Source organism: Paenibacillus sp. MDV22-iso6 (assembly GCF_058408365.1).
Map to the genome: position 1 here is coordinate 299280 of NZ_JBZVDZ010000002.1, position 21636 is coordinate 320915.

Below are 21636 nucleotides of genomic sequence, written 5' to 3' on the forward strand. Positions count from 1 at the left end.
CGGGCGATACTGGGGTTACCGGAGGAACAGGAGTCACGGGAGCTACCGGTGTTACCGGAGCAACAGGGGCAACAGGCAGCACTGGGGTTACCGGAGGAACAGGAGTCACGGGAGCTACCGGTGTTACCGGAGGAACAGGAGTCACGGGAGCTACCGGTGTTACAGGTGCAACAGGAGCAACGGGCGATACTGGGGTTACCGGAGGAACAGGAGTCACGGGAGCTACCGGTGTTACAGGTGCAACAGGAGCAACGGGCGATACTGGGGTTACCGGAGGAACAGGAGTCACGGGAGCTACCGGTGTTACAGGTGCAACAGGAGCAACGGGCGATACTGGGGTTACCGGAGGAACAGGAGTCACGGGAGCTACCGGTGTTACCGGAGCAACAGGGGCAACAGGCAGCACTGGGGTTACCGGAGGAACAGGAGTCACGGGAGCTACCGGTGTTACCGGAGGAACAGGAGTCACGGGAGCTACCGGTGTTACAGGTGCAACAGGAGCAACGGGCGATACTGGGGTTACCGGAGGAACAGGAGTCACGGGAGCTACCGGTGTTACAGGTGCAACAGGAGCAACGGGCGATACTGGGGTTACTGGAGCAACAGGAGTAACAGGAGACACTGGGGTTACTGGAGCAACAGGAGTAACAGGAGCTACCGGTGTTACAGGTGCAACAGGGGCAACGGGCAGCACTGGAGTTACCGGAGGAACAGGAGTCACGGGAGCTACCGGTGTTACAGGTGCAACAGGTGCAACAGGAGCAACGGGCGATACTGGGGTTACCGGAGCAACAGGGGTAACGGGCAGCACTGGTGTTACAGGTGCAACAGGAGTCACGGGAGCTACTGGAGTTACCGGAGGAACAGGAATCACGGGAGCTACTGGTGTTACAGGTGCAACAGGGGCAACGGGAGCTACTGGAGTTACTGGAGTCACAGGATCCACTGGTATACCTACTTCCGTGAATTTAATTTATGTAGCTAATTCTGGAAGTAATAATGTTAGTGTAATTAACGGGAATACCAATGCCGTTGTAACCACGATTCTCGTGGGCAGCGAACCCCAGTTTATAGCAGTAAATTCAAACACGAGCCTGATTTATGTAACTAATTTTGGGGATGATACGGTTTCTGTTATTAATGGAAATACCAACACCGTCGTCACAACCATTCCAGTGGGTGTTCAGCCAGAGGGAATAGCTGTGAATCTAAACACGAACCTCATTTATGTGAATAATTTCAGCGACAACACCGTTTCCGTTATTAATGGAAATAACAATACAGTTGTGACTACCATTCCAGTGGGTACTGAACCGTTTGGTGTAGGGGTAAATCCGATCACCAACCTCATCTATGTGGCTAATTTAGGTGACAACACAGTTTCTATCATTAATGGAGATACAAATACCGTCGTAAATACTATTAATGTAGGAGCACAGCCGTTGGGAGTAGCGGTGAATCCAACAAATAACCGGATATATGTGGAAAATAATGGGGACGATACGGTCTCTGTTATTAGCGGATTTTCCGATACCGTTCTAACTGCCGTTCCAGTAGGGACTGGGCCGTTTGAAGCAGGACTGAACGCAAACACGAACTTTGTCTATGTTGCAAATAACGGCAGCAATAATGTATCTGTCATTGATGGAGATACCAATACCGTCGTTGCCACCATTCCAGTGGGATCTGCACCATCCGGTGTAGGAGTGGATGCTTTAACTAATGGAGTTTATGTCGCGAACAATACGAGTGGTACGATCTCGGTTATTGATGGAAATACCAATACCGTTACAGCTACAATTACCGTAAATTCCGGACCATTGGGAATAGGGATAAATCCTTAATGAGAGTGCACCAGTGAATAGTAATTGGGTGTGTCTAAAAAAATAGACATTTTAAATTGGGGATGCTCATTTTTTAGACATTAAGAGATAAGCCGGAGAGAAGAAAAGTTGGATGCTCTGGAATGCTGTGTATACAGAAAAACCATGTGCCCTGAAAGAAAGTGGCAGCATGGTTTTTGTTTTTTTATGCTTGTGTTTTTATGTCTGAGTCCAGTCGAGAAATTATCTGAACATGTTTTTGACCACCATCCAGAGATTTGCTGGTTTCTCGGCCAGACGGCGGGTGTAATACGGGTACCACATGGTTCCATAGGGCACGTAACAACGAATGCGGTAGCCTTCCCTGGCCAGGCGTTCCTGTTCGCCCATGCGCAAGCCGTACAACATTTGAAATTCAAATGCATCTGGGGAAATTCCCCGATCCTTCGCATATTGCTTGGTCCAGGAGATAATGTGGTCATCATGTGATGCAACTGCTGTGTATACCCCCTGATCGAGATGATTGCGAATCATCGTTTTGAATTGATCAATCACTTCTGAAGTGTTCTGATAAGCTACGGATGCAGGCTCCTTGTAAGCACCTTTCACCAGACGCAGCCGGATTCCTTCCCGAATCATATCACGTGTATCTTCTACGGTACGATGCAAGTAGGCTTGCAGTACCGTACCTGTATTATCCAGTCCTTCCGAGTGTAAACGGCGCACAATATCCAAAGTCGCTTGGGTAAATGGGCTGTCCTCCATATCGATCCGGACGAACAGATTATGCAGCTTAGCTTGGGTGGCAACCGCACGTATATTTCGATAACCTTCCTCAGGGTCCAGCGCGAGTCCCATTTGGGTAGGTTTTAGCGAGACATTGGAGTCTGCACCCTGACGGGCAATGCCTTCCACCAGACGTATATACTCATCCCGATACAACGCGGCTTCTCTTAAATGGGTAATGCCCTCGCCCAGATGATCCAGTGTAGCCATAATGCCTTTGTTGTTGAGTACCCGAATCTCTTCGAGAGCTTCTTCCAGTGTGTTGCCTGCGATAAACTTTCCAGCCAGCTTTTTGCCGTATTTGATGGAGAGATTCTCCACAGCTTTATTACCTGCGACGGTCAGCAGTGTTTTACGGTACATTTCGGTTCCGATACTCATCGGGGTTCCTCCTTATGGATCATGTTTCTTTATAACAAAGATATCAAGCAATAATCATGCCAAGGTTGTTCTGCATAGAAGAAAATGGGCCGTAATTTTGAAGGATAATATTTATTTTTAAAAAATATTCCTTCATCAACCGGAGTTGGCACGGATCTTGCTACATATATTGGGTGATGAGTAAAATGCATGGCAACTCAGGCAAACAGCCAGCGAACCCCCACATCTGAAGGAGGAAATCATTCATGAATATCCCTTTTGTTAACGAACCATTCACATCCTTTGCAGTCCCGGCCAACCGGGAAGCTTTTGAGAACGCACTTCGCAAGGTGGAGACTGAACTTGGCCAGGAATACTCCATTATTATTGGTGGACAAAAAATAACAAGCGCCCGCACGGTATCCTCCGTGAATCCTGCGTACAAAAATCAGATCGTCGGAAAGATCTATCAGGCCGATCAAGAGCTTGCCGAGCAGGCCATCCAAACAGCTGCGGAAACATTCCGCACATGGAAACATACGGACCCGAATGAACGTGCCCGTTATTTGTACAAAGCGGCGGCGCTCATGCGGCGGCGTAAGCATGAATTTTCGGCATGGATGGTGTACGAAGCAGGCAAAACATGGCCAGAAGCGGATGCAGATACAGCGGAAGCTATTGATTTTATGGAGTTTTATGCCCGTGAGATGCAGCGTCTGAGTGAACCACAGCCGCTCACACGAATTGCAGGCGAAGATAATGAATTGAGTTATATTCCGCTTGGTGTGGGAGTTGTAATTCCACCATGGAACTTCCCACTGGCGATTATGGCAGGTATGACTTCTGCTGCATTGGTATCTGGCAACACGGTTGTATTGAAGCCAGCCAGTACAACACCGGTTATTGCTGCCAAATTCATGGAGCTGCTTGCAGAAGTGGGTGTGCCGGACGGCGTAGTGAACTATTTGCCAGGACCGGGCAGTGAGGTTGGCGATTATCTGGTGGACCATGCGCTCACCCGTTTTATTAGCTTCACAGGCTCCAGAGATGTCGGTCTGCGGATCAATGAGCGTGCAGCACGCACCGCGCCGGGACAGAAATGGATTAAACGGGTGATTGCTGAAATGGGTGGCAAGGATTCAATTGTTGTAGATAGCGACAGTGATCTGGAATTGGCTGCGGAATCCATCACGGCTTCAGCGTTTGGTTTCTCGGGACAGAAGTGCTCTGCGTGTTCCCGTGCCATTATTCATGAAGATGTATATGACGAGGTACTGCAAAAAGTGATTGAACGTACCAAGCAACTGAGCATGGGCAGTCCGCTTGAAGTCGGAAATCAGGTAGGTCCGGTTATCGATGACAAGGCGTATGCCAAGATCACAGAATATATTGAAATAGGCAAGGGTGAAGGACGCCTTGTACTCGGTGGTAGTACAGGGAACGAGGCAGGTTATTTCATTGAACCGACCATTATTGCCGATGTGGACCCACAAGCACGGATTTCACAGGAAGAGATTTTTGGACCGGTTCTGGCCTTTATCAAGGCAGAATCCTTCGGGGATGCACTGGATATTGCCAATAATACCGATTATGGACTGACAGGTGCGGTGATCTCGCGCAATCGCGAACATCTGGAACAAGCCAGACGGGAATTTTTTGCGGGGAATCTTTACTTTAACCGTAAATGCACAGGTGCACTCGTGGGTACACATCCATTTGGCGGATTTAACATGTCGGGAACAGATTCCAAGGCAGGGGGAAGAGACTACTTGCTGCTGTTCACCCAAGCGAAGTTGGTATCCGAGAAATATTAGTTGAAAATTGGGTCTGGGCCCGCTGTAATCGCTTGGTTTTTATGCTATCATTTCCTGAAATAGTCTTTGTTCGTCAGTATACTGGAGTAGCTTGAGCAGCGCTTAAGGGGGGAGACGGATGTTAGGATTTCAGTTGGTGCAGGAGGGGCGTATTCGATTATCCATTACGCCGGAGATGAAGCAATCCATTCATCTGCTGACCTTGTCGGGTCAGGAGCTGACTCGTTATTTGCAGGAGGCGGCGGATGAAAATCCGGTGCTTGAGCTAGAAGAGCCCTCTACCCTGCGCACCCGTCTTCCCCGACGGTTGAATCAGGAGAGGTTCTCCTCTTATGATCCGCTGTTACAGATGAAAGGCGCCGAACCTACACTTGAACATTTATTGATATCTCAGCTTCGGTTGCAGAATCTTACACCTGCAATGGAGACAACAGCTGTATATTTGGCTGGTTGTGTCAACGATGATGGCTATCTACCGATGGAATTGACTGAGGTTGCATCGGCAAGGGGAATATCGTTGACTGAGGCTGAAGCAGCCCTGGACATTCTCCAGTCGCTGGACCCGGCAGGTGTGGGAGCGCGCAACTTGCGTGAATGCTTGTTGCTTCAGATTAGGCGTGATCCATTAGCTAACCAGCATGCGGAGTACATGGTGGCGAAAGGTCTGGAGGAGTTGGTTCGTTTCCACCCAGGCAGAGCAGGAACAAGACTAGGGATTTCTTCACAGCAGGCTCAGGCAGCCTATGACTATATTGCTTGTCTAGACCCGAAACCTTGCAGATCCATCGGTTGTACGGAACGTCCACATTATATTATTCCGGATGCCGTTGTGCAGATAAGGAATGATGAACTTTCTCTACGTTTAAATTCAGCGGGTGTGCCGCGGGTATCCCTGAACGAAGCTTGTTGTCGCTGGATCAAGGAGATTGATGCAGATGAGGTATGGTCAGGCCGGGCAGCAGAGGCGAGAGCGATCATTCGCAGTGTACGCATGCGTCGCCGAACTCTGATGCGTGTCCTAGCTGCAATCATGAGCGAACAGGAATCTTTTCTGCGTGAAGGACCTGCCGGTTTGAAGCCGCTCAATCTGGCGATTATTGCAGAGGCCATCGGCATGCATGAGTCGACGGTGAGCCGTGCGGTCAATGGCAAATATGTTCAGACACCGCATGGTGTCTTTGAACTCAAGGCTTTTTTTGCATCAGGTCTTGAAACAACGAATGGAGAAATGGCCTCTGCGCCGGCGGTGAAGCTCAGACTGAAAGAGCTGATTCGTTCTGAACGGGCGGAACGCCCATACTCGGATAGCCAACTCACCGCATTACTCGCGAATGAAGGCATCGTTATCTCCCGCAGAACGGTTGCGAAATACAGGGAAGAGCTTCAGATTTTGCCTTCACTTGAACGGAAGCGCTGGGCATGAATGACGTTTGCCTTCATTATATATCCTAAACAAGTAACCCCCGCGAGCCGTGGTAACGGTCTGCGGGGGTTATTCGTTCCGATTTAACAGCAATCGGAAGGTTGTTCTATCATCGGAGTGTCAATGTAAATATTCATTAGTGGAACTTAAACAGCTTACTACCGTTCCATATTGTGCAGGAAGTGCTCACCTGCAATACCAGGAGTAGTCATCTGCTCCGGATGCAAAATTTCTTCCAGTTCTTCCGGTGTCAGTAGACCCCGTTCCAGAATGATCTCCTGCAAGGTGTTTCCGGTCTTCAACGCTTCCTTCACAATGGAGGCTGCCACATCATAGCCCAGATGTGGATTAAGCGCTGTAATTACACTAAAGCTCTGCTTCATAATCAATGCACAACGCTCACGGTTCGCTTCCATCTCTTCAACGGCATAACGAGTAAAGACGTCGATACCATTATTCATGATTTTCAGCGATTGCAGCAAGTTGAACGCAATAACAGGGCCCATGACGTTCAATTCGAATTGACCAGCTTCACAGGCCATGCAGATCGTATGGTCATTCCCCATAACCTGGAAGGATACCTGATTGATCACTTCCGCCATAACCGGATTCACTTTGCCCGGCATAATGGACGAACCTGGCTGACGCGGTGGAAGACGCAGCTCATTGAATCCTGCGCGTGGGCCAGAAGCCATCATACGAATATCGTTACAGATTTTGGACAGACTGACAGCACATACTTTCAGTGCAGCCGACAATTCCAGATAGGCATCCGTATTCTGTGTGGCATCCACAAGATCCTCGGCCGTTTGCAAATTCAATCCTGTCACATCGGACAGATGCTCCGTGACTTTAACGATGTATTCGGGTTTCGCGTTGAGACCTGTACCTACAGCCGTCGCACCCAAGTTAATGGTGAGCAGGCGGCGATTTGCGAACTCCAGACGCTCAATATCACGTCCGATAACACGCGCATAGGCACCGAACTCTTGTCCAAGTCGAATAGGCACAGCATCCTGAAGATGTGTCCGGCCTACTTTGACTACATCGTTAAATTCCTGTTCTTTTTTGCGGAACGCATCCTGCAAACGCTTCATCGTATCAAGCAATGTTTCCGACAACCGATACGCAGCAATGCGCAGTGCAGTTGGGATCACGTCATTGGTGGATTGGGACATGTTTACATGGTTATTCGGGTTACAGTGGAAATAGTCACCCTTGTTCTGCAATAACAGTTCCAGTCCACGATTGGCTAGAATTTCGTTCATATTCATATTCATGGAGGTGCCTGCACCGCCCTGAATGGAGTCAACAATAAAATGATCCAGATGATGGCCTTTCATCATTTCTTCAGCAGCCATGACGATGACATCGCCAATTTTGCGTGGCAGCATCTTCAGCTCCATATTCGTGATTGCCGCAGCCTTTTTCACCGCAGCCAGAGCTGTAATCAGTTCCCGGTGTACAGGAACGCCGGTAATCGGGAAGTTCTCTACAGCCCGAACCGTCTGTATTCCGTAATAAGCATAAGCAGGAATTTCTTTTTCTCCAATAAAATCTTTCTCCGTCCTTGTGGACATTGTAGACATTTCGTTCGCCTCCAGTGGCATCCAAAAATAGGTCAGCTCCGGCAATGCCGAAGCGCACTCAGTATATCATTTAAGCAAAATGGATGCCAAGCTAAATCATTTCACCCTACTTGCCGATAAATAATTTAAATTAAGGATATCACTTTGGCGGATTAAAGGTTCAGTTAGTCAAAACTCGTCTTATCAATTATGCTCCACTTAGAGGAGAAGTCATGCATGAAGAATAAGATGGGTGTTAATTTGTCGTTTTCAGTGATCTAAATCACATGTAATTTGGTTATCTATTGGTAAAATAGGAAAAAAGGACTATGAGGTGTGAATATGAAATGGACTTTAGGCGCAAAAACCGTCGCAGGTTTGGTACTGATTTCACTGATTACGTACGGAACTAGCGGCTTTTTTATATTTTTCCTTCAGGATTGGCTCTCGTTCTCCATGCCAAGCTGGTTGTATATCTCTATCGTACTCATCATGGGCGTATGCTGGAACGCGATTCTGGGCTGGTTTGCCTCTCGTTGGTTGACTCGTCCAATTGTGCATTTGTCCCGTGCGGCACAACAAGTCTCATCGGGGGATTTGACTGCCAAGATTCCAGAGCGGAGAACACAGGATGAAATTACTGTATTATATGATGCTTTTCGCGTAATGGTTTTTAATTTGAGAAGTATTGTAAACGATATTACAGATAGTACACGTACAACCTCACAGAACGCCCAGTCACTTAGTGAAGCAATCGCCCAGGCAGCGGAGCAGATCGAGATGATGTCTGATGCGGTGGATCATATTGCTGTGGGTGTGGAAGAGCAGAAGACGACATCACATCAGTCTTTGATTACAGCGGATGAGATGTTGAACGATTTTCAGCGTATGCACAGTCAGTCGATTGGGATGACAGAGATGTCCGGCCAGATGGAACGTTCTGTAGATCATACGAAGCAGACCTTCTCTTCTTTGATGAAAGGAATGGACGAGCTGACGGAGTCACACAACCGTTCCCGGGACATCATGGTGCTGCTTGAGAAGGAAGCCTCGGATATTGAAGCCATTACTCAGTCTGTCAAAAACATTGCAGAGGAAACAGGGCTGCTTGCCCTGAATGCTTCCATTGAGGCTGCACGTGCGGGGGAAGAGGGATCGGGCTTTGCTGTCGTTGCTCAGCAGATTCGTAAGCTGGCAGATGAGAGCAAACAATCGGTGCATCGGATTAATGAGCTGATCAGCCGTGTTCAGCAGCGTATCAAGGATACAGCCCAACTGATTCATGAACAGCATGGCCTCGTTGTGAATGAGTCCGAGCGCACGATCTCTGTTGATCAGACGTTGCAGGAGCTTACAGGTACGGTAGAAGTGTTTATGAAGGGCGCTCATGAAATCGGATCCAAAATTGGGGAACAGACCAGCCGCGTAGAACAAACGCACGGCCATGTGAAAAAGATTCAAGGGAAAGCCGGATCTTTCTCGGATGAGGCAAGACGGATTATGGATGCGGCACATGAAGAGACGGCAATTATGCAGGAGATTTCATCCTCGGCTGAAGAGCTGAGACAGTTAACAGATCGATTAATGGACAAAACGAAAGCATTTCGGATGCAGCCTTAAGCTGTTTCCGGGGTGTTTTTTTGCTTATTATGGTTAAAGCCGAACGTTCTTTCGTAGAAACTGAAATATGTAAAGATTTTTTTATGAAACATTAACAAAATCGCAACGCTTGGGCGATAAATGAAGATATAATGGTAGTATTCCACTACAGATTAAGGAGCCCAGCATATTGAAAACTTGGACAGGTATCCTGCTGATGATTATTTTGGCGGTAGCGACGATTAGTACAACTTCGTCTGCCAGAACCATGAATGAATCGCAAAAACAGCTTAACATAGATGATCAATCCAGCCAGACCTCAGCGGTCGTGGCTTCCAATATAGAAACAATGAATGAAGCAGCGTTTACAACGAAGGAATCGATTCCTGTAAAGGGAGAGTACGTTTCGGTTGCTCCAGAAAATGAGAATGTAAGACTATGCCCCATGAAAGTCGAAGGTTCAGGATATATATATAACGGAATGGTGTTGGAAGTGAACGGCAAGAAACGTGAATTCAGCAAATGGCAAGGAGAAGGCGGATCTTACAAACCCGAAGTACACGAACTGGATTTGAATGGAGATGGCAAGAAGGAGATTGTTGTGTTGTTTACAGCTGGTCATGGAACAGGCATTTATCTGGGAGAAGCACATATTATCGATCCAGAAACGCTGGAAGAGATGAAGATGCAATCACTGGATGAGATTGTGAAGCAGCATGTAAATTCGAAAGTCAGTGTTACACCAGGTCAGGTGACGATCAACGTTACCGTTGATGGTGTTCATTCAGAACCTTCCCTAATGGAGGAAGACACGAGCGAGGGCGTGTATAACGAGCAGCTCAAGTTCGGCGGTGTTGTTTATTACAGTGTGGAGAATGGCAAGTTGGTTGTGTCGGCATCCGGTGCATACGGTATGGGTTTATATGACGGTGACTTGAACTTTGCCTATGACTATAAAGATGGCGAGTGGCAGGCTGTGGACTTGGAATACAGCACGGAAGAGTATGAAGATGAGTACTATGAATCTTTTGATTGAACGGAAGTAATCAGAGAAGCGCAGAATAGCTGAGAACAATGATAAAAAAAATATGTCCCCACGGTCTGAAATGACAGAGGGAAACGGGTGAGGCTGAAAAAATGATGTACCTTTAGCCTCGCTTTGTGCTATCCAAAATCGAATTTTTTTTCAGAGATTTACCATGAAATGGTTGACACAAACACTTTAGTCGTTTAAATGTATAAAGGATGGAACTCATCTATTTCATACTTTAGGAGGGATCATTCATGAAGAAGAAGGTTGTATTGGGCTTAATGGTGGGTACACTAACTCTCGGCATCGGCACTGGCGCACTCGCAGCAACGGGTCTGGAACCGATCAAAGCATATTTGAACAGCAAGATATCTCTGAAATTAAATGGGACAACGGTAACAGCCAAAGATGCTAATGGGAAAACGGTATTGCCGATTACTTACAACGGAACGACCTATTTGCCAGTGCGTGCAGTCGGCACACTGCTCGGTACAGAAATTACGTATGACAGCGCAACATCATCCGTTAACATTGGCAGCAGTAATGGATCTGCACCACCATCCGAAACCGGCAAGCTGACATTAAGTTCGCTGGGAACTGCAGCCTTGGGCACCTCGGACTGGCATACCAAAGATCCGGCCGAAACGGCGTACAAAGGCAAAGATTACAAAGATGTTTACCTGCATACCGACACAGCCAAGCAAGGCAAGAGCTTCCAAGTTATGACCCAGAAAAAGTATGCCAAGCTTCATCTCGATTTGGCTGTTCTTGGCGGTTCACAGAAGCTTGAGATTATGGACGAAAACAATACAACGCTCAAGACGGTATCGCTTGCTCCTGAAGACGGATTGGTTGGGGTAGACGTGGATGTTGCAGACACGGATGCCATCTTTGTTGAAATAGTTGATGAGGACCCGGGTGCCTCCCTGTTTGTTCCGTTGACGACCTCATATTTATCCAAAAAATAAACGAGATATTAAAAACGATTATCGCCTATGCATCAGCCGGATGGTTGTTCCGGATTGGCATAGTGATAATCGTTTTTTTGTTTTTTTGGGACGTATGATCAGGTTAGCGAATTACGGTATCGAGCGGTTTGAGATTCGCTTCAATCTCTGCACGGCGACCTTCAAGGAATGGAGGCAATGCCAGGGACTCTCCAAGATGAGCCAATTCTTCATCCGTGTCGAAGCCGGGACCATCGGTTGCCAGCTCGAACAGAATGCCATTGGCTTCACGGAAGTACAGGGAGCGGAAGTAGAAACGGTCTACGAAACCGGAATTCGGGAATCGGAAATTATGAACCCGTTCTACCCATTGTTTCAGTTCTTCTTCATTATCGACGCGGAAGGCAACATGGTGCACGCTGCCTCGTCCAGGGCGTTCTTGGGCAAGGTCATTTCGTTCTTCGACATGCACCTCAGAGCCATTTCCACCTTCACCGGATTCGAAGACGAGTACATCGGGTTGGCCTGCGACAAAAGCAGGATAGGTTCCTTTTTGACGGAAGCCGAGCAGTTCAGTAAGAACTGGAGCCGTAAGGGACGCGTCTCTAACGGTAAGATGGACTGGGCCTAAGCCTACAATGCCATACTCGACAGGTACAGGGCTTTGTTCCCAAGGTTTGCCCCCTGCAACACCTGTATTGTGTTCATCAGAAACCAGAATCAGACGTTGTCCTTCAAAGTCCGTAAACGAGAGAGTGGCACGCCCACCGCGTTCAGTGATTTCTCCATGAGGAACATCGAATTCGTCAAAACGCTGTTGCCAGTACGTCAGGGCTGCATCGCTAGGAACACGAAGTGATGTTGCTGAGATACTGTTCACGCCTTCGCGTGTCTGTCCGGCCATCGGAATCTCAAAGAAGGTAAGTTCGGTACCCGGATTCCCTTTTTCATCTCCATAGAAGAGGTGGTAGACCGAAACATCATCCTGATTGACTGTTTTTTTGATCAATCTCAAACCCATGACGTTGGTGTAGAACCGATAATTCTCAGCGGCGTGTGCGGTCAGTGCAGATACATGGTGAAGTCCTTTGATTTGCATTATAAATTCCTCCTGGTTATATATGTTCAACTAATGAGTATTTACACTGGCACTCCGATGACAGAACAACCTTCCGATCGCTGTTATCCCCAGATTTTTTGATTCCTCTTTCCAAAGGGGAAAATCCGGGGATAGCGTATGCTTCCGATGTAGCTTTCTTTCAGAAAGCTTTTAGGCGAACGCTTCGCTTCTTCAGTTTATTTCTGTCCTCTCCGTTATCGTGTAAATGTTTAGAAGAACATATATATGATTTATAATATTTCCGTTAAGAAAGTTACTAACTTTTTGTGTGTTTTGTTGTTGGATTTATCTTAACATAAAGATATTTAAAATACAATCCTAATTTAGAATTCCATCTGGACAGTGCATTCATTCAATGACAAAATGAAAAAGTTAACATTAAAGAGATAAACTGTGTTTGTGTAATGAGAAGGAGAGAAGAGGAACATGGCTTATCCTCAGTGGCTAGACCCTTATGATGCAAAACCGTTTATGCTGTTTTCCAGTTCCCACCTATGGGCGATCGGTGTGATTGCTGCACTGGTTATATTGATATTCCTGTTTCGGAATTGGCTGCGGTCCTGGGCACCGCACACACGTCGTACCTTTCGGATCGCTCTGGCATGTGTCATGTTCGGCTGTGAGATTGTGCTTCAGCTCTGGTATGTATATGGGGATGTGTGGAGTTTACAGACTTCATTGCCGCTGGAGTTATGCAGTCTGTCACTATTGTTATCTGCGCTGCTATTATTGACACGCAGCCGACTGCTGCATTCTGCATTGTTATTCGCAGGAATAGCAGGGGCATTGATGGCAATTGTAACGCCTAATCTCGGTTATGGTTTTGCACATTTTCGTTTCATTCAATTTTTTACTGCTCACGCTTGTATTATTGTGGCGTTGCTCTATATGACTTGGGTGGAACAGCTTCGTCCAAGCTGGAGATCTGTGTTGGGTTCGATGATATACGTGAACGTGGCTGCGTTGGTCGTATATGGTGTGGATGTCCTGCTTGAAGCCAATTATATGTTCCTGAGACACAAACCGAATACGCCTTCAGTGCTCGACATGTTGGGCCCCTATCCCTTGTACATTCTTGGGGAAGAGGTATTGGCGTTAGTCATGTTCTCCCTAATGTACGTCCTACTCTTTGCCATTCCGGAGCGGCTGAATAATCGAGTGAAGAGAGGAAAGAGTTCAGCGCTCTAGTTAAAGGTCATCCGATACCAATGGTAGGCAGTGGGAGCTGTTCTTCGTTCTTCTATAAAGATATATTTCAAACTAAACATCCCGCAGCGGTCTGGATATCCAGATCGTTAGCGGGATGTTTGGCTGTTAACTCCACAGGGAACATGTTACTAAATATCATCCACGGAGCAAAGATTCCGCTCCATCCACGTAGATCCGGGTACCCGTCACATGGGAAGATTCATCGGAAGCGAGGAAGAGCACCAGATTGGCGACTTGCTTCGACGTTCCGGGTTCACCTTTGAGTGGATGTTCATGACCTTCGGGAAATTCAACCGGGATCTGTACTTCTTTCAGATCGTCCGAAGGATAAGTGTTGTCATCGATGTTCGTGTCTATGGCTCCTGGGCAGACGGCGTTGACACGAATCTTGTAACGGGCCAGTTCCAATGCTGCCATCTTTGTAAAAGCTGTCTGACCTGCTTTACTGGAAGCGTATGCAGAGAACCCTATGCCAGAGAATACACGGTTACCGTTGATGGAACTCGTAATAATAATGCTTCCTCCGCGGTCTTTCAAATGGGGTATGGCGTACTTCACAGTTGCGAACGTGCCGCGCATATTGATGCCCATCGTCTGATCCCAGTCCTCAGGTTCCATCGTTTCAATGGGAGCCATCGTGCCGTTGATGCCCGCATTGGCAAATACAATATCAAGCTGTCCAGCTTGCTCTGCCACCTGATTGATTGCTTTCTGCACGTTGTCCGGTTTGGATATATCACATTCAATGACGTGGCCTTCTCCGCCTGCATTCTCAATCGTCTGTTTGGTTTTCTCAGCATTCTCTGGGGTCCGGTCCAGCATGAACACTTTGGCCCCATGCTCAGCGAAACGAATGGCGGTTGCCTGGCCAATTCCTGAGCCACCTCCGGTTACAATCGCAACTTTCCCTTGCAAACGTTGTTCAGTCATCCTGATCCCTCCGTATCGTATGGATTGTCAGTATACTCTCTATCTCTACATACCCGACTAAAGAGTGATGAATCATATGCACGATACAAAAAAACAGGACCGTTCAACGGCCCTGTTTCTATCATTTAGATATCATGATGATCTGATTGCTGCAAAAGTTACTTATGTTTCTTCCAGTCCAACGAACTGTTGTTCAACAGGTACTCAAAATCATTATCTTTCCGCTTCTGTTCCGCTTTACGAACTTCTTCCGCCTGCAGGCGTTCCTGTTCTTTGCGGTCTGCCTCGGCAGCCTTGGCTTCATCCGCCTGAGCTTTCAGTTTCTCTAACACATCACTGCTCAGCAGATCCTTTAGTGTGGTCGGTTTATCCTGTGCTGCTTTGGGAGCAGGGGTGTGTTTTTTGGATTTTGCCATAGAATAATCTCCTCTCAAAAACATGAATCAGCTTCCAACATCGTTCAGTAAACATATTATATCAGGTTCACCAAACCCATTCCATGAAACTGAGGGACAAAAGCAGGAAATAGGGGGTTACGTGACGAATGAAAACGGGTATAAATTCATATATTATTACCGATACTGCGACTATTCCCTGGAGAAAGGAGTCGTTGTTCGTGGAAGTAAACCGTAGTTTACTGAAAGGGCTTGCATGGGGTGTTGCTTTCAGCTGTCCGCTATGGATTGCGATCATCGGTTGGTTGCGTTTGATGGGATGGATGTATTGAGATCAGCGGGTTGCAGAGCTGCTGCATATAGAGTTGTGCCGGAAGAGGGAATTTTTTATAAAGTCATATATGTAAACGCTAACATTGAATGAAGCTCTGCCTTGCGTGAATACGCAGGACAGAGCTTTTGTTTGTCTTACAGGTTGTGAATTAAGATGGATAACTAAAATCCGTTCCAAAGGTAAGGTTAAGGCATTTTTACCGGTTCAGGATATTCTACTCCTTGAGTGTCGACAGTGACTTTTTTCATCACCTGATCCGTAACCGGTTTGTCTTTTTCGCCTATTTGTTGAGCAGCTATTCCATCAACGACGTCCATACCTTCTGTCACTTTGCCAAAGGTAGCATAAGCGTTATCCAGATAATCAGCATCAGCTAACATGATGAAAAACTGGGAGCCTGCGGAGTCCAAATCATTTGTCCGCGCCATGGAGATAACCCCACGCGTGTGATTAAGGTGGTTTTTATGACCATTGGATGTAAATTCTCCTTTGATCGCATAACCTGGGCCGCCCGAACCATCGCCGTTTGGATCACCACCTTGAATCATAAAGCCTGGGATAACACGGTGAAAGTTCAAACCGTCATAGAAACCTTTATTCGCCAATGAGATAAAATTGTTCACCGTATTTGGTGCAATCTCCGGATAGAGCTCGATGACGATTTTCTGACCATCTGACATTTCAATTGTGGCTACAGGATTGGGACCAGTAGGCTCCACTGGAGCCGGTGTTTCCGTCGCGCTGCTTGCAGGGCGCCCACAACCACTAATGACGATAAGCAACATCGCTAGAACCAGCGACACAGCTGTTGTTTTTTTCCACCGAAAAGACATGAGAACGTTCCCCCTTGCATCTCTGCATAATATATTTAGTCAGAATTATTTTCGGATAATCCCTCAACTATCATACCGTTTTTGCGGACAAGATGGCAATGCAAGGTAGGATATTATGGGCGATAAGGGATGGTGTAAATGCTTACAGAGGTGTAAAATAAGGAAAATGCTTCCGCAGTCAGGGACGTACGGGTCTGTTCCGTCCGCTCCAATACACGGCAGTCCCGGCGTCAGTAACGGAAAGGGCGTGCTGGTATATGGACTTCTCGTGGAAGCGTAATCTGGTGATTTTGTGGATTGGTGTGTTTTTTTGCAGCACCGCTTATTCGATCTCCATCCCATTTCTGCCTTTGTTTCTGAGTGGCGATCTGGGCGTTCGTGATCACCTGGAGTTCTGGTCAGGGCTTGCCTTTGGCATCACGTTTCTGGCAAGTGCGCTGGTGTCTCCCTTCTGGGGATCACTGGCTGACAAATACGGGCGCAAGCCAATGCTGATCCGGTCGGGATACAGCCTTGCGGTTTTGTATTTGATCAATTATTTTGTGCAGGACCCCTATTCATTAATCGTGGTTCGTTTGTTTCAGGGATTGCTCGCGGGGTTTGTTCCGGCGGCGATTGCACTTGTCGGTACCAATACACCGGAAGAGAAGACAGGGTATGCACTTGGTATCATGTCAACAGCCGGGGCAACAGGAGGTATAATCGGCCCATTAATTGGTGGGGTGGTAAGCCACTATTATGGCAACCGGAATGCATTTTTATTTTCCAGCATCGTAGTATTGGTCTCGGCGTTGATCGCAACCTTCTGGGTCAAAGAAGAGAACTTCAACCGGAACAAGGCACGTTCTCATGTGATGGATGACATCCGTGAAGCCAGGGCCAATAAATTATTTATTACGGTGCTTGGCATGATGGGCATATGTACCTTCTCCGTGATGATTCTGGAGCCGTTATTGACGGTATACGTGATGGAAATGGGCATTCAGCCCGATCGTGCTTCTCTCAGCTCGGGCATTATTTTCTCTGCGGTTGGTGTGGCTACGGTTATTATGGCACCGCGCTGGGGTAAGATCGGTTCGCGAATCGGTTATGGCAAAGTTCTGATCATTGGCCTCGTTGGTGGGGCGATTGGTAACCTGCTGCAGTTTTTCACTACAGGTTATATTGGATTCGGCATCTTGCGTTTTGTGTATGGATTGTTCTTTGCTGCGGTGTTCCCGGCGATTAATGCAATGATTGTGCAAGTGACAGAACCTGGCTTCCGGGGAAGAGCATTCAGCCTGAATCAGTCGGCTTCCCAGATCGGTACGATGGCGGGGCCGATAATCGGTGGTGTTCTGGGTGGCTGGTTGCCGATTCGTTGGATTTTTATCATCAATGGAGTGGCGCTGCTGATTACCGCCATTGTGGCGAAATGGTCCCGACTGGAGGAGAAGTTGCCGGGAGCGGGCAAACCTTTGGCGAAGTAATCAAAAAATGTTAAAACGTGAAATGGCTAATTGGATAGCAGAGAGAGGGATGGCACCGTACGAAGACGGTAGCCATCTCTTTTTCAGGATAAAGTCATTGTTATTACGAAATTAAAGCAAAAAGAAACCTCTTGGGCAAGAGGCTTCCTATATTCTTAATGAATCTGTAATGCGTTCCTATTCATCCAAGGATGAATCTTTTCGTGGACCTTCAACGCCTTCAACGTTCTCCTTCGGAACGGCATGTTCAACAGCATCAAGCTGATCCTCATCTGCTAGGGCTTCGGGAAAGGAATCTTCCGTGAACAATCCAAAATTCGGATCAATATCCCGCTCGGTTACCAGATTATCGGGCTCATGTACTTGTCGCTTGTGATTATCCTTCATCGTGTCTGCACCTCCTAATTCAGGCTGTGACAAGAGGATTAGCGCCGTGGTGGAATATCGTTCTCCGGTTTCGCATCTGCCCCAGCGCCGTTTAGCAGGTCCGTCCCGTGAAGAGCGTTGGGGTCGGGTGCCGCAGGATCAACCGGACTATTCGGTTGAATAAGATCAGCATCAGGTACGGATTCGAGTGCAGGCTCCGCTGTCCGTGACTCCAATTCCGGTTCTTCCGTAGCCGCTACAAGGGGCGGATACACTGTATTATCAGTATCGATACGTTTTCCCGTAACTTCATCAAAAGTGTCTATGTCACCTTCAGGGACTTCGGTTTCCAGTGGAATATCACGGGATCTCTGATAACGGTCGTAGTAACGTTCACTCTCTTCATTGCTAATCGGTCTGTCTGACATAAGTAGCACTCCCTCTCAGTGGATTATATTTATTGGTTGTTTTTTTTGATTGTGCAGTTATCTTGAAAAGAAAGGTTCTTATTTCGTAGTTACCCAAAGGGCTAACGTTGTAATCTCGCACCCATTATGATTCCCTTGTGTTCCCAAAATATAAATATAAGCTGAAAGTGAATAATGTACGGATTACAGATTCAACGTATATGCTTTAAAATTTAGGAAATACATATTTGACCAGAAAGTACAGAAATCCAAAGAAAATAATGATATAAGCCGCATACTTGATAAACGTGGAAGCGACCATACTTGAATCCGATTTGTGTTGGACATCCTTATGTTCTACCTCTACCGTTCTGTGTGGCTCATTCATTTGAATCACTCCTCATTGGTAAGTGTTTGCTTTGAGGAACATTACACCCGGAAGGGACGATTGAATCGCAGAGATCAGTTTTACAGCTTTTCATCTTTGGCCTATGATATGATGAAACATGGATATATGAGGGAGGGATTCCAATTGGATTGGTTTACGCTGGGGAATATGATCACTCAAATCCGAATCGGGCAAAAAGCGTCTACGCCCGGGTTTTCCCGTACCGTTATTCGTCGTCCGGACGGGCTGTTCTGGGTAGGCGGGATATGGTCAGGACAGATTGTCCAGTTGCGGGACTATCTTTTCTCGGATATATGGACGATCTATGACGATGAGGAAACAGAGCAGTGGTTGGAATATCGTACGAAGATTGAACAGAAAGAGCGCGAAATGATTGAGAACCAGTTCGAAGATCTGCGCGGATAATGGAGAAAACACTCGGAATCTATCAAATAAATGGAAATAAAACTATAAATCTACTAAAATGTGAATTTTCATTTTCCTACAAGAAGGTGACACGTCAAACTGTGGCGAATGATAAATGAGAGAACTTGGGGATAGAGAAAATAAGAACTTTGAGGTGCTGTGAATGAAAAATGTGCCCAAAGCTATCATCATCTTATGGATAAGTATGTTGAATATTCTCTGCTTGCCGCATGATTTCGTCTCAGCGACTGCAGGAGAAGTTGACAAACCTGTATCCATTACGGGATGGGAAGTAAAATGGGGGAACGTACACGATCAGGGATTCATCAGTGAGGTTCAAGGTACGGAGGAGATCTGGGAGAAGCAAGGTGCTGAAAAGCTGGAATACAGCAGCGTAGAAGCTCCTTCGGGTTCCATGTGGACTCGTGTGACCATTCCTAAAATAAACGAAGATAGCTCAGCAATCCGTTTTGAGAATATTAAAGGGAACCACATTGTAATCTACTTGGACGATCGTAGGGTATATGAGAATTATCATTACAATTATGATAACAACGCTGTGTTGTTACCCTTATCAAGTGAGAATTCAGGTGGAAAACTTTACGTATGGTCAGAGAATGAAAAAGGCAGACTTGGCATCTACGGAACGGTTCAGGTTGGGCCTTATGCTACATTACAGGAAAAGTACATTCACAATGGACTGCTTGATGTGATATTGGGAGCGACCTTTGTGTTCACGGCTCTAACGATGCTGAGTTGCACTTTTTTCCTGGGCAAATTCCATAAAGGGTTGTGGATTTCGCTATGTATCGTGATGGGTTCAATCGGAACGATGATTATCACCTATTCACAGTTTTTATATACGTTCTACCAGGTTTACGGTAATCTGTATTCCGTATTGTTTGACCTGGCTATGCTGATGGGCATGCCTGCACTCTGTTATTTTTTTGAACAAATTATCGGACCAGGTCGTTATGGCATCTTTACCAAACTAAGAAAATTCCAATTCATCTATTCTGTAGTTGCTGTGGCTGCTCTGATGATTGATTTTATTTCAGGCGGTCAATGGGACATGCTCTATAGTTTGTTGGTTCAGAACGTGATTGGATTCGTTCTCGTAATCCTGTTGAGCATCTTAATGATCGGCACCATCTCCAAAGCGCTTCAACGGAGCCGGGAAGCTCTTTTGCTTGCTACGGGATTCGGTACATTTGCCTTAATCAGTGTTGCTGAACTACTGTGGTATTACCAGCGTAATGGAACATATCATCTGATATGGTGGAAATGGTCCATGGTTGCTTTTATTATCTCACTTATTGCCATACTGGGAAGCCGATTTGCTGAAAAACATACCAAAGTGCTTGAATACTCGAAAGAGTTGGAATTGTTCAATAATGAATTGCAGCGATCCGAGAAAATGGAAATCATTAGTGAACTGGCGGCGTCAGTTGCTCATGAGGTTCGTAATCCGTTGCAGGTGACACGAGGTTTCCTTCAGCTCATGACAGAGCAGGAAGACAACAAAAACAAGGGATATGTGCGGATTGCTTTGGAGGAGCTTGATCGGGCTTCCGGCATTATTACCGATTTCCTAACGTTTGCCAAACCGGAGTTCGATCATATTGTCTCTCTCAATATCGCGGATGAATTTAATCATATTGAAGGCATTCTTGTACCGATGGCTAATCTGGAAGGCGGCAAAATAACAACTGACATTCCGCCAGATCTATGGATTAGAGGGAACTCTTCCAAGTTCAAACAGGCTTTTATTAATATTATTAAGAATAGTATTGAAGCGCTGCAAGGACAGGGTCAGATTGATATTTGGGCCTATGCTCAGGATGGGGTTATCAAGGTACATGTTAGGGATAACGGTGAGGGCATGGATGAGGAAGCGCTGGTCCGGCTTGGGGAGCCTTATTTCTCGAACAAAATTAAGGGGACAGGCCTTGGCATGATGGTGACCTTCCGAATCGTTGAAGCCATGCATGGGCAGATCAGTTTTACAAGCACAAAAGGGGTAGGAACAGAAGCCGTTGTATCTTTTGCCGCTTTCGTCGAATGACGAGCGGTAGAAGTGTACGATGGCTTTTTTGTTCGCTACCCCTTGTGCCGTTCAATTACATATTCAATCTAATCCGTTTAGCTTCTCCACGGTCCGCAATTTACGTCATAATCCACTTTGGCTGGATTGGGAGGAATTACGAGAACGTAGTCGTTCTGTTGTTCTTCAATGGTACGGACTTGAATGTGTTCAGGAATATCAATGCCAAATGCTTCGCGAAGCGCTTGCTTTGGGTTGGAGTGCAGTTGTTGTCTGAAGTGCTCATCGGTCCAGGCCTTTTCAATAATATCCTCGTGCAACGTTTTCTCTGATACCATCATCGTCAACATTCCCTTCATATTTAA

21 protein-coding genes are annotated in these 21636 nt (G+C 46.7%); 11 read left to right on the plus strand and 10 right to left on the minus strand.

Going from position 1 to position 21636, the window contains the following annotated elements; translation table 11 throughout:
* Positions 1-1844 (plus strand): YVTN family beta-propeller repeat protein (locus AC4PM4_RS07585; protein WP_491613253.1); only part of this gene is annotated, 1844 nt, incomplete at its 5' end.
* A 222-nt stretch (positions 1845-2066) separates the two neighbouring features.
* On the opposite strand, the gene AC4PM4_RS07590 is transcribed toward AC4PM4_RS07585, so the two are convergent.
* The gene (locus AC4PM4_RS07590; protein WP_063564617.1) at positions 2067-2990 is read right to left on the minus strand and encodes a proline dehydrogenase family protein; all 924 of its coding nucleotides are present in this window, start codon (positions 2988-2990) and stop codon (positions 2067-2069) included.
* 245 nt (positions 2991-3235) lie between these two features.
* On the opposite strand from AC4PM4_RS07590, the gene pruA reads away from it, so the two are divergent.
* Entirely contained in the window at positions 3236-4783 is a 1548-nt protein-coding gene (gene pruA, locus AC4PM4_RS07595) for an L-glutamate gamma-semialdehyde dehydrogenase (protein WP_491613254.1), read from the plus strand.
* A gap of 118 nt (positions 4784-4901) precedes the next feature.
* Positions 4902-6206 (plus strand): RNA polymerase factor sigma-54, encoded by a 1305-nt coding sequence (gene rpoN / locus AC4PM4_RS07600; protein WP_491613256.1) that lies wholly within the window; start codon positions 4902-4904, stop codon positions 6204-6206.
* 158 nt (positions 6207-6364) lie between these two features.
* Here the strand turns inward: rpoN and AC4PM4_RS07605 are convergent, their stop codons facing one another.
* The gene (locus AC4PM4_RS07605; RefSeq protein WP_063564614.1) at positions 6365-7795 is read right to left on the minus strand and encodes an aspartate ammonia-lyase; all 1431 of its coding nucleotides are present in this window, start codon (positions 7793-7795) and stop codon (positions 6365-6367) included.
* 321 nt (positions 7796-8116) lie between these two features.
* Between AC4PM4_RS07605 and AC4PM4_RS07610 the strand changes: the two genes are divergently transcribed.
* The 3 genes from AC4PM4_RS07610 (at position 8117) to AC4PM4_RS07620 (ending at position 11371) form a co-directional block, all read left to right on the plus strand.
* The gene (locus AC4PM4_RS07610; RefSeq protein WP_063564613.1) at positions 8117-9394 is read left to right on the plus strand and encodes a methyl-accepting chemotaxis protein; all 1278 of its coding nucleotides are present in this window, start codon (positions 8117-8119) and stop codon (positions 9392-9394) included.
* Positions 9395-9563: 169 nt separating this feature from the next.
* Complete coding sequence (locus AC4PM4_RS07615; RefSeq protein ID WP_491613257.1) at positions 9564-10409, plus strand: hypothetical protein; 846 nt, start codon at positions 9564-9566, stop codon at positions 10407-10409.
* Positions 10410-10657: 248 nt separating this feature from the next.
* On the plus strand, positions 10658-11371 hold the full coding sequence (locus tag AC4PM4_RS07620; protein WP_491613259.1) for a stalk domain-containing protein: 714 nt from the start codon (positions 10658-10660) through the stop codon (positions 11369-11371).
* A 103-nt stretch (positions 11372-11474) separates the two neighbouring features.
* Here AC4PM4_RS07620 and AC4PM4_RS07625 read toward each other — a convergent pair whose 3' ends face one another.
* A complete protein-coding gene (locus AC4PM4_RS07625) occupies positions 11475-12449 on the minus strand; it encodes a ring-cleaving dioxygenase (protein ID WP_064640266.1) in 975 nt (324 codons plus the stop codon).
* 447 nt (positions 12450-12896) lie between these two features.
* Here AC4PM4_RS07625 and AC4PM4_RS07630 point away from each other — a divergent pair, with 447 nt between their 5' ends.
* The gene (locus tag AC4PM4_RS07630; protein ID WP_491613260.1) at positions 12897-13658 is read left to right on the plus strand and encodes a YwaF family protein; all 762 of its coding nucleotides are present in this window, start codon (positions 12897-12899) and stop codon (positions 13656-13658) included.
* 156 nt (positions 13659-13814) lie between these two features.
* On the opposite strand, the gene AC4PM4_RS07635 is transcribed toward AC4PM4_RS07630, so the two are convergent.
* Positions 13815-14609: an SDR family oxidoreductase gene (locus AC4PM4_RS07635; RefSeq protein WP_063564608.1), complete on the minus strand. Its 795-nt coding sequence runs from the start codon at positions 14607-14609 to the stop codon at positions 13815-13817.
* Between the two features lie 158 nt (positions 14610-14767).
* Entirely contained in the window at positions 14768-15025 is a 258-nt protein-coding gene (locus AC4PM4_RS07640; protein ID WP_413375869.1) for a YqkE family protein, read from the minus strand.
* Between the two features lie 128 nt (positions 15026-15153).
* On the opposite strand from AC4PM4_RS07640, the gene AC4PM4_RS07645 reads away from it, so the two are divergent.
* Complete coding sequence (locus AC4PM4_RS07645) at positions 15154-15336, plus strand: hypothetical protein (RefSeq protein ID WP_024632483.1); 183 nt, start codon at positions 15154-15156, stop codon at positions 15334-15336.
* A 187-nt stretch (positions 15337-15523) separates the two neighbouring features.
* Here AC4PM4_RS07645 and AC4PM4_RS07650 read toward each other — a convergent pair whose 3' ends face one another.
* On the minus strand, positions 15524-16171 hold the full coding sequence (locus tag AC4PM4_RS07650; RefSeq protein WP_491613262.1) for a peptidylprolyl isomerase: 648 nt from the start codon (positions 16169-16171) through the stop codon (positions 15524-15526).
* Between the two features lie 257 nt (positions 16172-16428).
* Between AC4PM4_RS07650 and AC4PM4_RS07655 the strand changes: the two genes are divergently transcribed.
* Positions 16429-17640 carry an MFS transporter gene (locus AC4PM4_RS07655; protein ID WP_063564605.1) on the plus strand — a complete coding sequence of 404 codons (1212 nt, stop codon included), beginning with the start codon at positions 16429-16431 and terminating at the stop codon, positions 17638-17640.
* 177 nt (positions 17641-17817) lie between these two features.
* On the opposite strand, the gene AC4PM4_RS07660 is transcribed toward AC4PM4_RS07655, so the two are convergent.
* The 3 genes from AC4PM4_RS07660 to AC4PM4_RS07670 form a co-directional block, all read right to left on the minus strand.
* Positions 17818-18027, minus strand: a complete 210-nt coding sequence (locus AC4PM4_RS07660) for a hypothetical protein (protein WP_063564604.1) — start codon at positions 18025-18027, stop codon at positions 17818-17820.
* A gap of 38 nt (positions 18028-18065) precedes the next feature.
* Positions 18066-18434 carry a hypothetical protein gene (locus tag AC4PM4_RS07665; protein ID WP_063564603.1) on the minus strand — a complete coding sequence of 123 codons (369 nt, stop codon included), beginning with the start codon at positions 18432-18434 and terminating at the stop codon, positions 18066-18068.
* A gap of 205 nt (positions 18435-18639) precedes the next feature.
* Entirely contained in the window at positions 18640-18801 is a 162-nt protein-coding gene (locus AC4PM4_RS07670; RefSeq protein ID WP_017690239.1) for a hypothetical protein, read from the minus strand.
* 144 nt (positions 18802-18945) lie between these two features.
* Between AC4PM4_RS07670 and AC4PM4_RS07675 the strand changes: the two genes are divergently transcribed.
* Positions 18946-19227 carry a hypothetical protein gene (locus tag AC4PM4_RS07675; protein WP_063564602.1) on the plus strand — a complete coding sequence of 94 codons (282 nt, stop codon included), beginning with the start codon at positions 18946-18948 and terminating at the stop codon, positions 19225-19227.
* A 205-nt stretch (positions 19228-19432) separates the two neighbouring features.
* Positions 19433-21292 carry a sensor histidine kinase gene (locus AC4PM4_RS07680; protein ID WP_256336516.1) on the plus strand — a complete coding sequence of 620 codons (1860 nt, stop codon included), beginning with the start codon at positions 19433-19435 and terminating at the stop codon, positions 21290-21292.
* Positions 21293-21369: 77 nt separating this feature from the next.
* On the opposite strand, the gene AC4PM4_RS07685 is transcribed toward AC4PM4_RS07680, so the two are convergent.
* Entirely contained in the window at positions 21370-21630 is a 261-nt protein-coding gene (locus AC4PM4_RS07685) for an NHLP leader peptide family RiPP precursor (protein WP_491613266.1), read from the minus strand.
* Positions 21631-21636 lie beyond the last annotated feature (6 nt).